The sequence below is a fragment of the Amycolatopsis sp. NPDC047767 genome (assembly GCF_040704195.1).
Taxonomy (GTDB): Bacteria; Actinomycetota; Actinomycetes; order Mycobacteriales; family Pseudonocardiaceae; genus Amycolatopsis.
Genome location: NZ_JBEYSJ010000002.1, coordinates 1 through 13312 on the forward strand (window position 1 = coordinate 1; position 13312 = coordinate 13312).

Annotated in this window: 14 protein-coding genes; 7 read left to right on the forward strand and 7 right to left on the reverse strand. The window is 71.3% G+C overall.

Features of this window, described 5'->3' with window-relative positions; translation table 11 throughout:
• Nucleotides 1–96 precede the first annotated feature (96 nt).
• The 5 genes from AB0878_RS03150 to AB0878_RS03170 all read right to left on the reverse strand — a co-directional run bounded on the left by AB0878_RS03150 (nt 97) and on the right by AB0878_RS03170 (nt 4823).
• A complete protein-coding gene (locus AB0878_RS03150; protein WP_366575989.1) occupies nt 97–747 on the reverse strand; it encodes a hypothetical protein in 651 nt (216 codons plus the stop codon).
• A 63-nt stretch (nt 748–810) separates the two neighbouring features.
• Complete coding sequence (locus AB0878_RS03155) at nt 811–1548, reverse strand: hypothetical protein (RefSeq protein ID WP_366575991.1); 738 nt, start codon at nt 1546–1548, stop codon at nt 811–813.
• Between the two features lie 31 nt (nt 1549–1579).
• Nucleotides 1580–1993, reverse strand: coding sequence for a TIGR03668 family PPOX class F420-dependent oxidoreductase (locus AB0878_RS03160; RefSeq protein WP_366575993.1), 414 nt, complete (start codon nt 1991–1993; stop codon nt 1580–1582).
• A 2-nt stretch (nt 1994–1995) separates the two neighbouring features.
• A complete protein-coding gene (locus AB0878_RS03165) occupies nt 1996–2895 on the reverse strand; it encodes an LD-carboxypeptidase (protein WP_366575995.1) in 900 nt (299 codons plus the stop codon).
• A complete protein-coding gene (locus AB0878_RS03170) occupies nt 2892–4823 on the reverse strand; it encodes a prolyl oligopeptidase family serine peptidase (RefSeq protein WP_366575997.1) in 1932 nt (643 codons plus the stop codon). The genes AB0878_RS03165 and AB0878_RS03170 overlap by 4 nt, the downstream gene beginning before the upstream one ends.
• A gap of 119 nt (nt 4824–4942) precedes the next feature.
• Here AB0878_RS03170 and AB0878_RS03175 point away from each other — a divergent pair, with 119 nt between their 5' ends.
• The 4 genes from AB0878_RS03175 (at nt 4943) to AB0878_RS03190 (ending at nt 7998) form a co-directional block, all read left to right on the forward strand.
• Nucleotides 4943–5518, forward strand: coding sequence for a DUF3090 domain-containing protein (locus AB0878_RS03175; protein WP_366575999.1), 576 nt, complete (start codon nt 4943–4945; stop codon nt 5516–5518).
• Between the two features lie 8 nt (nt 5519–5526).
• The gene (locus tag AB0878_RS03180) at nt 5527–6336 is read left to right on the forward strand and encodes an SCO1664 family protein (RefSeq protein ID WP_366576001.1); all 810 of its coding nucleotides are present in this window, start codon (nt 5527–5529) and stop codon (nt 6334–6336) included.
• Nucleotides 6337–6413: 77 nt separating this feature from the next.
• Nucleotides 6414–7193 (forward strand): aminoglycoside phosphotransferase family protein, encoded by a 780-nt coding sequence (locus AB0878_RS03185; protein WP_366576978.1) that lies wholly within the window; start codon nt 6414–6416, stop codon nt 7191–7193.
• Nucleotides 7194–7302: 109 nt separating this feature from the next.
• Complete coding sequence (locus AB0878_RS03190; RefSeq protein WP_366576003.1) at nt 7303–7998, forward strand: hemerythrin domain-containing protein; 696 nt, start codon at nt 7303–7305, stop codon at nt 7996–7998.
• Nucleotides 7999–8033: 35 nt separating this feature from the next.
• Here AB0878_RS03190 and AB0878_RS03195 read toward each other — a convergent pair whose 3' ends face one another.
• A complete protein-coding gene (locus tag AB0878_RS03195) occupies nt 8034–8810 on the reverse strand; it encodes a M50 family metallopeptidase (protein WP_366576005.1) in 777 nt (258 codons plus the stop codon).
• 102 nt (nt 8811–8912) lie between these two features.
• On the opposite strand from AB0878_RS03195, the gene AB0878_RS03200 reads away from it, so the two are divergent.
• The 3 genes from AB0878_RS03200 (at nt 8913) to AB0878_RS03210 (ending at nt 11732) form a co-directional block, all read left to right on the forward strand.
• On the forward strand, nt 8913–9719 hold the full coding sequence (locus tag AB0878_RS03200) for a DUF3097 domain-containing protein (protein ID WP_366576007.1): 807 nt from the start codon (nt 8913–8915) through the stop codon (nt 9717–9719).
• A 103-nt stretch (nt 9720–9822) separates the two neighbouring features.
• Nucleotides 9823–10257 carry an NfeD family protein gene (locus tag AB0878_RS03205; protein WP_366576009.1) on the forward strand — a complete coding sequence of 145 codons (435 nt, stop codon included), beginning with the start codon at nt 9823–9825 and terminating at the stop codon, nt 10255–10257.
• 53 nt (nt 10258–10310) lie between these two features.
• Nucleotides 10311–11732 carry an SPFH domain-containing protein gene (locus AB0878_RS03210; RefSeq protein ID WP_366576979.1) on the forward strand — a complete coding sequence of 474 codons (1422 nt, stop codon included), beginning with the start codon at nt 10311–10313 and terminating at the stop codon, nt 11730–11732.
• Nucleotides 11733–11792: 60 nt separating this feature from the next.
• On the opposite strand, the gene AB0878_RS03215 is transcribed toward AB0878_RS03210, so the two are convergent.
• Nucleotides 11793–13139 carry an MFS transporter gene (locus tag AB0878_RS03215; RefSeq protein WP_366576011.1) on the reverse strand — a complete coding sequence of 449 codons (1347 nt, stop codon included), beginning with the start codon at nt 13137–13139 and terminating at the stop codon, nt 11793–11795.
• Between the last annotated feature and the right edge of the window lie 173 nt (nt 13140–13312).

The window sequence follows — 13312 nt, forward strand, 5'->3', positions numbered from 1 at the left end:
ACACTGGCTGCACACCTACAACCACCACCGCGGACACACCGCACTCGCAGGCCACCCACCACTCAGCCGCGTCCCCAACCTCACAGGTCAGTACAGCTAGGGCCGCCCGAGCGCCTCGGCGAACAGCGGCGCGACCTTCGCCAACACGGACCGGCCCGGCTTGTCGACCCAGTCCGTGTTCGTGAAGACGAGCGACTCGGCCCGGTCACCCTTGCCCAGCACCAGCACACAGATCCGCACCCCGATGGGGTCGGTCGGCGCCGCGCAGAACCCGTACTGCGCATCCGCCACCTTCGGCGCCGTGAACTCGCTGACCGACCCGAAGTCAAGGTGCTGCACCGTCACGTGGCCACAGGCGAGCGCCTTCTTCACACCTGCCACGACCTGAGCACCGGTGTAACCGTCGTACTCGGCCACGAGCTGCGCGATCTCGCCGCTCTCGCTGTTCGAATGCGCCTGGGCACCCAGCTTCGCTTTCGCGTCCCAGGGCTGCGCCGCACCGCAGGCGTTCACCAGCCGCAACGGCGTGGTCTCGCCGATGACGTACTCGACCGGCTGCACGTACTCGTCCTGCCCGACCTTCGCCAGTTCGTCCTCGGTCGGCAGCAGCCGCTCCAACGTCGGCGGATGCACCACCGACGAAGGCGGCGCGCTACTCGACACGGGCGGCGCCTTCGTCGTCGCACTCGGCCCGGTCGTCGCCGCACCGGACGAACATCCCGCGACGATCACCGCGAGACCGGACACCGCCGCTGTTTTCCACAAAATCCGTCTGTGCACGCACCAAGATCGCCGATCACCCGGTGATCGTTACCGGTCCTTGGCGAACGCCGCGGCGAACATCGGCAGCGTCGTCAGCAGGCTCTTCTTCGCCTTGCCGGGTTTCAGGCCCTCGTCGTTGATCTCGGTCGATTCGAGCACCTCCGCCCGATCGCCGTGGGCGAGAAACAGGACGCACTTCCGGACATCAGGAGTGTCGGTGGCCGCGCCGCAGAACCCGTGCTGCGCGTCGACCCCGGGGAGCGCGGGGGCGGTGAACTTTTCGTCCACCTTGAAGTCCTCGGCCGTTTCGGTGAACGTGCCGCAAGCCATGGCGGCCTTGATCTGGGCAACCACCTGCGCGCCGGTCACGCCGTCGTAGCGGCCCATGCGCTCGTCGACGGTCTCGGAGGTCAGTGCCGGGTTCGCGCCGCCGCCCATCTTGAACCAGCCGGCCGAGCTGCCCTCGACCACGGCCTTGTCCCACGACTCCATCGCCTCGTTCTCACAGGCGACGATGAGCTTCTTCGGGTACACGACGCTGATGGTCGACCGCGGCTGGTCCTCCACCGCGAACCCCGTCGGGGCCAGCGCCTCGTCCGTCGGCAGGAACTGCGACAGATCCGCCGGCTTCGGGATGTGCGACTTCCGGCTCGTGGTCGGAGGCGGGGTCGACGTGCGTGTCCCGATCCCGGCCTTCACCTCGCCCGAAGAGCATCCCGCGAGCACCAGCACGAGACCGGCTAAAACGACCGTTTTCCTCAGCACGGCAGCAAGATCGTCGATCACCCGGCGATCGTTAGCGGCCGTCGTCACACCGTTACGAGAAGGACCAGCCGTGCCACGAGTGCACGGTCGTGAGGACCACCGCGTGTTCCGGCGGGTGCTCGGCGTACTGCGGGTACTTCGCCACCAGCCACGACACCGGCTCGGCCCGCGCGGCCGGATCCAGCACCTGCGCGACGCCGTCCGCGCGGGCCCACCACAGCTGGGACCAGTCGTCGGAGTAGGCGTCGACGAGGAAGGACACGGCCGGGTTCTCCGCGATGTTCGCCAGGCGGCGCAGCGCGGTCGTCGACTTGGGTTTGTGGTCGACGGCGAAGGCGATCGAATCACCGGACACCGCGAAGGTCACCGGTACCAGGTGTGGCACGCCGGCAGCCGAAGCCGTCGCCAGGCGGGCCACGCGGGAGGCCGCGAAGCGAGCTCGCGCTTCCGAAGCGGACAACCGCATGATCAGGCCAGCGCGGGGGAGTCGAGGGTCAACGTGCTCAGCTCGGTGTCCAGCGAAGCCCGCGCGCCCAGTGGCAGCGTCGGCGAGGACGCCACGTGGCCGAAGCCGAAGTCGCCCAGCACCGGGATGCCCAAGGGGGCCAAGCGGTCCAGCACCAGCGCCCGGATCTCGGCCGGGTCGCCGCACGCGGCCCACGAGCCCAGCACCACGCCCTGCGCGCCGGCGAACCAGCCCGCGCGCAGCAGCTGCGTCAGCATCCGGTCGATCCGGTACACGCTCTCGGTCACGTCCTCCAGCAGCACGATCCCGTCCGCGGCCGAACCTTGCTCCGCCGTGCCGAGCCCGGCCGCGAGCAGCGACAGGTTGCCACCCACCAGCACGCCCGAGGCGCGGCCCGGCACGAGCACGTCGGCGGCCGGCGCGTGCAGCACGCGCGTGCGCTCCGGTTCGAACAGCGTGCGCCGCAGGTGCTCGGCCGCGGTCTCGTCGAACAGGACCGAAGCGGGCATCGGCGAGAACAACGTGTCCAGGCCCAGGTGGGTGGCCACGGCGCGGTGCAGCGCCGTCACGTCGGACGAACCCGCCAGCACCTTCGGCCCGGCAGCGCGCAGCGCCGCCCAGTCGATCAGGTCCAGCATCCGCTGCGCGCCGTACCCGCCACGGGCCGCGAGCACGCACGACACCTCCGGGTCGAGCCACGCGGCCGTGAACTCCGCCGCCCGCACCTCGTCCGGCGCCGACAGGTAGCCCGACGTCGAGCCGTGCACCGCCTCGCCGACCCGCACCTTCACACCCCACCCGCGCAGCACCGGCAGCGCCGCGTCGAGCAGATCCGGCGCGACGGGACCGGACGGCGCCACCAGCGCCACCGTGTCCCCGGGCGCCAGCCGCGGCGGTCTCATCGGGACAGCTCCAGCTTCGCCACGTCCGGCGTCGCGAACCCGAACACCTGGCCGTAGAACGACAGTTCGGCCTCCAGCGCCGTCACGATCGTCTCCGCCCGCCGGAACCCGTGCTGCTCACCCGGGAACCGCAGGTAAGCGTGGTCGACGCCGCTGCCGGCCAGGCCGGCGACGAACCGGTCCGCCTGCTCCGGCGGGCAGATCTGGTCCTCCAGCCCCTGCAGGAACAACACCGGCCCCGCCAGCGAACCCGCGTGCGTGATCGGCGAACGCTCCCGGTAGCGGTCCGCGGTCTCCGGGTACGGGCCGACCAGCCCCACCAGGTACTGCGACTCGAAGTCGTGCGTCTCGCCACCGGCACCCGTCCACGTGGCGAGGTCCAGGATCGGGAACTTCACCGTCGCCGCCGCGTACGTGCGGGTCATGGTGATCGACGCCGCCGACGTGAACCCGCCCGCGCTGCCACCCCGGATCCCGAGCCGCGCGCCGTCGGCGGCGCCCTCGGCCACGAGCGCCTCGGCCACCGCCACGCAGTCGCCGACGTCCACCACACCCCACTGCTCGCGCAGCCGCTCCCGGAACGCCCGGCCGTACCCGGTGGAGCCGCCGTAGTTCACGGCCACCACGCCGATGCCACGGCTGGTGAAATACGCGATCGTCAGGTCCAGCGCCGCGTCGCTGCGCCCGGTCGGCCCGCCGTGCACGTGGACCAGGAACGGCGGCCGCTCACCCTCGGGACCGGTGAAGTCCGGGTTCCGCGGCGCGAACACGAACGCCGGGATCCGCGAACCGTCCGCCGCGGTGAACACACGCTCCTGCGGCACCGGCAGGTACTCCGCCGGCGGCAGGTCGGACGGCTGCGGCGTCAGCGCCGTCCACGTGCCCGCTTGGAGATCCACGCGCACCACGGCGCTCTCGCGGTCCGCGCCCCCGGCGATCCCCACGACGCCACCCGGCACCACGGCCAGCCCGGACGTCGACCACACGCTCAGCTCCGGCACGACCGGCGTCACCGAACCGGCGTGCTCGTCGAGCACCGCCAGCCCGTCCGTGGTGAGGACGGCGTGCCGCCCGCCGCCGAGCGGCACGAACCAGCTCGCGCCGAGCTTCCACATCGCGCCGCCGATCTCCCGCTCCACCGGCGCCAGGTTCACTACCGTCCCGTCGAGCCCGACGCGGTGCAGGTTCCACCAGCCCTCCGGATCGAGCAGCGCCAGCAGCCGGTCCGGCGTCTCCCACTCCACCTGGCAGACCGCCACGTCGGCGCCACCGGCCAGCACCCGGGCCTCGCCGAACACCCCGTCGCCGTCCACGGGCGCGACGAACAGCTCCGTGCCGTCCCACGGCATCGCCGGGTGGTCCCACGCGAGCCACGCCGCGTGCGCACCGTCGGGCGAGAGCTGCGGCGCCGTGAAAAACCGATGCCCCGCCACGAGCACGCGCTCGGCCCCGCCCGCGACGGGGATGGCCACCAGCTCACGGGAGATGTCCGTGCGGCGCGGTCCGGTGCTGCGCTCCCGCACCGCCCACACCTCACCGGCGCGGCCCGCGCGAAGATCGCTGTAGCGCACGCCCTGCGGCTCGGCCGGCTCCGGCGTCAGCGCGCTCACCTCACCGGCGACCGACGCGTACACCCGCTGATCGGCCCAATGGGTGAAAACCACGACGTCGCCGATCGCGACCCACGGCCGGCCGCCGTACTCGTGCACCCGGTTGCGGACGTTCCACGGCGCCGGCAGCACGTCCTCGACCCCGCCACCCGGCACCGCGCGCACGAGCGCCACGCGGCCGCCTTCGGCCGGTCGGGCCTCGGCCCACCACAGTTCGTCACCCACCGTCGCCGGCCACTGTGCGCCACCTCCCGCGGCCGCCACGTCCGCCGCCGAAACGGGTGAGGTCCAGGTTCCGTATGAAGAGATCTGTGGCACCCGGAAAGCCTAACGGCGATCCGCTGCGTGTCCGCACCCGCACGCACCGCACCGAAATCCCGGTCAACCAGGGGCGGCGGATGCCGATCATGCGCCCGTGGCCTAGGGTCGGGGGTGCTATGTCTCGCGTAATCCACGTCTTCCGCAAGCCCGACCGGTTCGTCGCCGGAACGGTCGGCGAGCCCGGCGATCGCACGTTCTACCTCCAGGCGTCGGAAGATGTCAGGACGATCAGCGTGACGATCGAGAAACAGCAGGTCGTCGTCCTCGCCGAACGCCTCGGCTCCCTTCTCGAGGAGGTCGCCAGCCGCTTCGGCGCCGACGTGCCCACCGACGTCCCCGACGACCATCTCGACGTCGACCCCCTCACGGTGCCCGTCGAGGAGGAGTTCCGCGTCGGCACCATGGGCCTCGGCTGGGACGCCGACTCCAGCGCCGTCGTGATCGAGCTGCTCGCGATCACCGAGGGTGAGGTCGACGAGACGGTGGTCCTCGACGACACCGAGGAGGGCCCCGACGCCGTGCGCGTGTTCCTGACCCCGGTCGCCGCCCGCGCCTTCGCCGAGCGCGCCGACCGCGTCGTCAACGCCGGGCGCAAACCCTGCCCGCTGTGCGGCGAGCCCCTCGACGCGACCGGGCACATCTGCCCCCGGCAGAACGGCTACCGCCGCGACGTCGACGTGGCCGAGGACTGAGGGCGCCGGTGGCCAGCACTCCGCCGGAGCCGACGGACCCCGCCGCGCGCGAATTCGTCACGCACGGCCGCATCGACGTCGAGGGTCGGCTCGTCGACGCCTCCAACGTCACCCTGTTCTGCGCGATCGAGCTCGACGGCGTCACCGGCCGGGTGGTCTACAAGCCGGTGTCGGGGGAGCGGCCGCTGTGGGACTTCCCCGACGGCACCCTCGCCGGCCGTGAGGTCGCGACCGCGATGATCGCCGACGCGTCCGGCCTCGGCGCCATCCCGCCCACCGTCCTGCGCGACGGCCCGTTCGGGCCCGGCATGGTCCAGCTGTGGGTGGAGACCGCCGAGGACGGCGACGTCGTCGACGTCTGCGCGCCCGACGAGGTCCCCGAAGGCTGGCGCACCGTGCTGCACGCCCACGACCGCCTCGGCGACCCGGCGGTCCTGGTCCACGCCGACCACCCCGGGATGCGTGAGCTGGCCGTGCTCGACGTCATCGTGAACAACACCGACCGCAAGGGCGGGCACCTGCTCGCCGGCACCGACGGCCGCGTCTACGGCGTCGACCACGGCATCTGCCTGCACACCGACCCGAAGCTGCGGACCGTGCTGTGGGGCTGGATCGGCGAGCGCCTCGGCGACGAGGCCGCGGAGAAGCTGCGCAAGCTGCGGTCCGACCTCGACAGCAAGCTCGGCGCCGACCTCGGCGAGCACATCACCACCTTCGAGGTCCGCGCGCTCTCGCAGCGGACCGACTTCCTGCTCGCCGAAGGGGTCTTCCCCGAACCCGGCGACGACTGGCGCGCGATCCCCTGGCCGCTCTTCTGAACGACTCGCTCGACGCCACGGCCCGCGCGAGGCTCGTCGACCGGTTCGGCGCAGGCGTCGGACCGTGGTGCGACGCGCTGCCCGAACTCGTCACGCGCCTCGCGCAGCGCTGGACCCTCACGGTCCGGGAAGCGCGCCCGGGCAACACCGGCCGGACCCTGCTGTGCGACAGCCCCGACGGTCCCCGCGTCCTGAAACTGTGCCCCGATCCCGCGATCGCCCGGGCCGAGGCCACGGCGTTGCAGGCGTGGGCCGGCCTGCCGCGAGTCGTGCAGCTGCTCGACACCGACCTCGCCGCGGGCGCGATCCTGCTCGAAGGCCTCGTGCCCGGCACCCCCCTGACCGGCGCCGACGTCCCCTGGAACCAGGTCCGCGACCTGCTCGGCCAGCTCCACGGCGTCGGCGCGGACGGCCCGTTCCCGACCCAGCTCGAGCGCGTCCACGCGATGTTCGACCTCGCCGAACGCCGCTTGCGGGGCAGCACCGCGCAAGCGCACCTGCCGATGCACGTCCTGCGCACCGGGCGCACCCGCGCCGAAACCCTCGCCACCACCGGCCCCGTCGCTCTCGTCCACGGCGACCTGCACCCCGGCAACGTCCTCGACGCCGGCCCGGCCCGCGGCCTCGTCGCGATCGACCCCCGCCCGTGCATCGGCGACCCGGCCCTCGACAGCGTCGACTGGGCGTTCCTCCCGCTAGCCGACGGCGGCGCACTCGACGACGGCCTCGCCGAGTTGCCCGACCCCGGCCGCACCCGCGCGTGGTGCGTCGCGCTCGCCCCGCTCGTCGCGATGGGACCCCTGCGCCGCACCGGCCCGACGCCCTTCACCGACGCGGTCCTCGCGCTCCTGCGGTAGGTGTGGCGCTCGTCACTGTTCGGCTCCGGGTTCAACCGTTGCGGTGCCGAGCTCCGTGTCGCGGGATGCCGGACGAGCACGCGCCGGCTCCCGCTGCCGAAGGACTGACATGACCGCAACGAAGGCTCCCGGCGCGATGACCCGCGAGATGCGCATGGTGCACACCGCGCTGCGCCGCGAGTTCGGGCTGATGCCGAAGCTGATCACCGGCGTCGCCGAAGGGGACACTGCGCGCGCCGCGCTCGTCGCGGGCCACCTCGAGCTCGTCAGCACGATCCTGCACCACCACCATCACGCCGAAGACCTCGAGATCTGGCCGCACCTGCTCGACCGCTGCCCCGCCGACGTCGCGCCGCTCGTGCACGGCATGGAACGCCACCACGAACGCATCGCGTTCCTCGGCGTCGACCTCACCGAGGCCGTCGCGGCCTGGCGCAGCGAGCCGGACCCCGTGCACCGCGACGCCGTGCTGGCCGTGCTCGACCCGCTGATCACCGTGCTGTACGAGCACCTCGGCGCGGAAGAGGACTACGTGCTCCCGCTGATCGAACAGCACATCACCGCCGCCGAGTGGAACACGATGGCCGCCCAGGCCGCGGCCGCGCTCCCGGCCGAGAAGCTCCCGCTCGTGCTCGGGATCATGATGTACGAAGGCGACCCCGGGGCCGTCCAGGACACCCTCGGCAATCTGCCCGCCGAAGCCCGCGACACCCTCGCCGAGCTGGCGCCGCGCCTGTACGCGGACCTCGCCGAAACCCTCCACGGCACCCGCACGCCCCCGAAGGAATCCGCGCACGCCCGCTGAACCGGCCCGTCACGGCCCAGCGGCACGGCCACTCGTCACGGCCACAGGAGCGGCACCGCCTTCTCCAGCGCCCAGCCGATGACCACGAACCAGCCGGCGATCCACACGAACGCCGGGATCGAGGTGAGCTCGGCGAGGCCGGCCGCGTCGTCGGTGTGGTCGCGCAGGCCGTGGCGCACCCGGTTGGACACGATCGCGGCCAGCCCGCCGATCTCGCTGGTGAGCAGCAGCCACGCCTCGCCGTACGCGACGGCGTTCTGCACCCACCCCGGTGCCGCCCGCCAGACGGTGAAGGTGACCATCCCCAGCGCGACCACCGCGGCGAAGGTGATCAGGTCCCGCGTGACCACCAGCACGAGCACCATCACCAGCGTCGTGAGCGCGAGAACGGCGGGCGCGTGGCCGTGGCGCAGCAGCCCGGCGGCACCGAGCCCGGCCAGCGACGGCATCGCGTACCCGGCCACGCGCGTCAACGTCCGCGACCACGGCGACGGGGCCCACGACCACGTGGCACCGCTGTCGGCGCCGGTGATCGCGATCCGGTACACCCCGCCGCCGGTGAGGACGCTCGCCAGCGCGTGCCCGGCCTCGTGGAACACCGTCCCCAGCACGTTCGCGTGCCCGATCAGCAGATCCTTCTCGCTCGACAGGAACGCGAACGTCCCCGCCGACACCGCGGCCGCGAACAAGCCCGTCACCAGTACCAACCACTGCCCGGGCGCCTCGACCGTCCCGGTCAGCGACCCGAAGATCCCCCCACCCGCCATGACCTCGACCTCCCCTGGGAACGGCAGGAACCCGAAGAGTCGCACGTGGGTACGACATTTCCGGCGCCTCGAAGGACGTCAAGGATCAAGAGCCGCCCGGCGTGGCGGCACGACTTCGGCCTGCGAACCGCACTACGGTGCTCGGCCGTGCGCTCACATTCGTACGACGACGTGCTGTCGGGTCCGCGCAAGCGGAAGATCCCCGAGATCCCGGCCGAACCCGGCCTTGTGGTCGAAGATCCCGCCAGCGGCTACTGCGGCGCGGTCGTGAAGATCGAGTACGGCAATGTCGTGCTCGAGGACGCCAAGGGCCGCCACCGCGTGTTCCCGCTTGGCCCGGCGGCGTTCCTGCTGGAGGGCAAGCCCGTCACGCTCGTGCCGGTCCGCAAGGCCGCCGCGCCCGTCAAGAAGGTGTCGGCGTCCGGCTCGGTGAAGGTGCAGGGCCTGCAGGCCCGCGTCGCACGGGACTCCCGGATCTGGGTCGAGGGCAAGCACGACGCCGAGCTCGTCGAACGCGTGTGGGGCCACGACCTGCGTGTGGAAGGCGTGGTCGTGGAGCCACTGGACGGCGTCGACGTGCTGGCCGGGAAGATCGCCGAGTTCGGCACCGGGCCCGGCCGCCGCCTCGGCGTGCTGGTGGACCACCTCGTGACTGGCAGCAAGGAGTCACGGCTGGTCGCGCAGATCCGGGACGAACAGGTGCTCGTGACCGGTCACCCGTACGTGGACATCTGGCAGGCCGTGAAACCCGCCGCCGTCGGCATCCGCGCGTGGCCGGAGATCCCACGCGGCACCGAGTGGAAGGTCGGGATCTGCGAGGCGCTCGGCTGGGGCGAGACCTATGAGGGCTGGCAACGGGTCCTGGCCGCCGTGAGCAGTTTCCGCGACCTCGAGACGCCGCTCATCGGCGCCGTCGAACGGCTCATCGACTTCGTCACCGAACCCGCCGAATGACCCGGAAATGAGCCCGGTATGCCCGATTTCGGGCAAGGTCACGCGTCGGTCACGTCGAGTCACTTGCCCGGTGCGAACCGGCGCGATCTGAGAGCATGAGCACATGGCAGCAGCATTGATCTGGCTGATCATCGGCATCGTCCTGATGATCGCGGAAGTCATCTCGGGCGACTTCGTGTTGATCATGCTCGGCATCGCCGCGCTGCTCGGCGCCGGCTCCGAAGCGATCACCGGCAACATCTTCATCGACGTCGCCGTGTTCGCCGTCAGCTCCGTCGCACTGCTGGCGCTGGTCCGCCCCGCGCTCAAGCGCCGCTTCCTCGCCGGCTCCCACACGCCCACGGGCACGGACGCGCTCATCGGCGCCCGCGCCGTCGTGGTGTCCACAGTGGACTACGACGCCGGGCAGGTGAAGATCGGGGGAGAGATCTGGTCGGCGCGCGCGGTGCACGAGTCGCACCCGCCGATCGCGCCGGGCACCAGCGTGACCGTCGTCGAGATCTCCGGCGCCACCGCCGTGGTGGACGTCGTGTCGTGATCGCGAGAACTCCGGAAAACGGTACTAGGTAAGGGGAAACGCTCTTGTCGACAATTGCGATCGTCGTGGTCGCGCTTCTGGTCTTGTTCGTCATCATCACGGTGGTCAAGGCGATCATGGTGGTGCCGCAGGCCCAGTCGGCGGTGATCGAGCGACTCGGCCGGTTCCGCACGGTCGCCTCGCCCGGCCTGACGTTCCTGGTGCCGTTCCTGGACAAGGTCCGCGCCCGGATCGACCTGCGCGAGCAGGTCGTCTCGTTCCCGCCGCAGCCGGTGATCACCGAGGACAACCTGACGGTCAACATCGACACCGTCGTGTACTTCCAGGTCACCGACTCGCGCGCCGCAGTGTACGAGATCTCCAACTACATCATCGGTGTCGAGCAGCTCACCACCACCACGCTCCGCAACGTGGTCGGTGGCATGAGCCTGGAGCAGACGCTGACCTCCCGCGACGCGATCAACAGCCAGCTGCGCGGCGTCCTCGACGAGGCCACCGGCCGCTGGGGCATCCGTGTCGCGCGGGTCGAGCTCAAAGCGATCGACCCGCCGCCGTCGATCCAGGACTCGATGGAGAAGCAGATGCGCGCCGACCGGGAGAAGCGCGCGATGATCCTCACCGCCGAAGGTCAGCGGGAGTCGTCGATCAAGACGGCGGAAGGCCAGAAGCAGAGCCAGATCCTCTCCGCGGAAGGCCAGAAGCAGGCCGCGATCCTCGCGGCCGAGGCCGAGCGGCAGTCCCGCATCCTGCGCGCGCAGGGTGAACGCGCCGCCCGCTACCTGCAGGCCCAGGGTCAGGCGAAGGCGATCGAGAAGGTGTTCGCCGCCATCAAGGCCGGCCGACCGACGCCCGAGGTGCTCGCCTACCAGTACCTGCAGACCCTGCCGCAGATGGCGCAGGGCGACGCGAACAAGGTCTGGATGATCCCGAGCGACTACGGCAAGGCCCTCGAGGGCTTCGCCCGCGCGCTCGGCGCCCCCGGCGACGACGGCGTGTTCCGCTACGAGCCGCCGAAGGACGACACCCCCGAACGCCCCGACCTCGACGACGACGAGGTCGCCGGCTGGTTCGACACCTCGACCGACCCGAAGGTCGCCGAGGCCGTCGCCGCCGCGGAAGCCGTGGCGCGCAAGGAGGTGCCGAGCCCGCTCAACACCCCGCCGCCGCGCCGCGCTCTCGGCGGCCCCACCTCGACGCCGGAAGCCGCGGCTCCGGCCGCACCGGTTGAGGAAGAGCCGCCCGCACCGCCGGCCCCGACCACGCCGCCGCCCAGCACGCCGCCGCCGGGGCTCCAGCAGCAGAACCCGCAGTCGCTCCCGCAGCCGCAGCCCCCGACCACTCCGCCGAGTGGTCCGTACCAGGGCCCGCCGCAGCAGTTCGGCGGTCAGCAGGGGCAGGGTCCGGGCAGCGGGCCGTTCCCGCAGCAGGGCCCGTTCGGCGGACCCCAGGGCGGGCCGCCGCAGCAGCGCCGCTGACGCACCACGCGAAAGAGGGGCGCCACACCGTCATTCCGGTGCGGCGCCCCTCTTTCGTCGTCAACGGCGGGCGTAGACGCTCACGTCGTCGATGTTCGCTTTCGACCGGTCCGGCAGTGCGATCACACACAGGACCGTGACCACCGCGGACAGCACGATGTAGATCGACACCGAGTACGGCGTGCCGGTCAGGTGCAGCAGCCACGTCGCCAGCAGCGGCGCGGGCCCGCCCGCGAACACCGACGCCAGCTGGTACCCGAGGCCGGCGCCGCCGTAGCGCAGGTGCGTCGGGAAGCTCTCGCCGATCAGCGCGGCCTGCGGCCCGTACTGCATCGCGTGCGCGGCCAGCGACACGATCACCGCGACGAAGATCAGCACGTGTCCGGCGTGGCTGAGGATCGTGAAGTACGGGAACGCGATCACCGCCGTGAGCACCGAGCCGCTCAGATACACCCGTTTCCGGCCGATCCGGTCGGAGAGCTGCGAGAACACCGGGATCAGCACCAGCTCCGCCAGCGCGCCGACGAGCACCGCGTTGAGGATGAACGTCTTGCTGAACTCGGGACGTTCCACCACGTACACGAGCACGAAGCTGGTGAACAGGTAGAACGGCATCTGCTCGCTGAAGCGCAGGCCCGCCGAGAGCAGGATCTCCCGCCAGTGGTGGCGCACCGCGTCCTTCACCGGCGCCTTCGACGTCTTCTTGTTCGCCACCACCCCCGCGAACATCGGGGTCTCGAGGATCCGGAGCCGGATCACGAGACCGATGACCACGAGCACCAGGCTGAGCAGGAACGGGATCCGCCAGCCCCACGAATCGAAGTCCTCCTGCGACAGCGTGGCCGACAGCAGGGTCATGCCACCGGTTCCGAGCACCAGCCCGACCGGCACGCCGACCTGGGCGAAACTGGCGAGCAGCCCGCGACGGCGTTGGTCACCCCATTCCATCGCGAGCAGAACCGATCCGCTCCACTCACCACCGATCGCGATGCCCTGCACCAGGCGCAGCAGCACCAGGATGATGGGAGCCGCGATCCCGATCGACGCGGTCCCCGGCAGCACCCCCACGAGTGCCGAGGACAAGCCCATCAGGAGCAGGGTGACGATGAGCGTCGCCTTGCGCCCCAGGCGATCGCCCCAGTGCCCGAAGATCGCCGCGCCGACCGGGCGTGCGGCGAACCCCACCGCGTAGGTGGCGAACGACTGCATCACGCCCGCGTAGCCGGTTGAAGAGGGGAAGAACAGGTGGGGGAAGACGAGTGCGGCGGCGGTGTTGTAGAGGAAGAAGTCGTACCACTCGATCGTCGTCCCGATCGACCCGGCGAGCGCCGCCCGCCGCACCTGCACTCGACGGTCTCCGGAGGACGCTGCGACTGACTTGGTGACTTCGTTGTCGCCTAGAACCATGATGCACACCTCTCGTGACTGGCGTCACTCAATAGTGTGAGGCACCTGCCCCGGTTCGGCGATTCCTGACGAACGATGCGGGAAGGCCGTTTCATCCCGTCACCCTTTGTGGTCGTATTCCGCCGAAAACCACGGTCTGCGATTGTTCCGGAAAACTTCGCGACGGGATGTCG

Bases quoted from the DNA above. Each gene is read 5' to 3' on its own strand.
- AB0878_RS03215 (WP_366576011.1), bottom strand. From the start codon at position 13,139: ATGGTTCTAGGCGACAACGAAGTCACCAAGTCAGTCGCAGCGTCCTCC.
- AB0878_RS03165 (WP_366575995.1), bottom strand. From the start codon at position 2,895: ATGAGACCGCCGCGGCTGGCGCCCGGGGACACGGTGGCGCTGGTGGCG.
- AB0878_RS03205 (WP_366576009.1), top strand. From the start codon at position 9,823: ATGGCAGCAGCATTGATCTGGCTGATCATCGGCATCGTCCTGATGATC.
- AB0878_RS03160 (WP_366575993.1), bottom strand. From the start codon at position 1,993: ATGCGGTTGTCCGCTTCGGAAGCGCGAGCTCGCTTCGCGGCCTCCCGC.
- AB0878_RS03175 (WP_366575999.1), top strand. From the start codon at position 4,943: ATGTCTCGCGTAATCCACGTCTTCCGCAAGCCCGACCGGTTCGTCGCC.
- AB0878_RS03190 (WP_366576003.1), top strand. From the start codon at position 7,303: ATGACCGCAACGAAGGCTCCCGGCGCGATGACCCGCGAGATGCGCATG.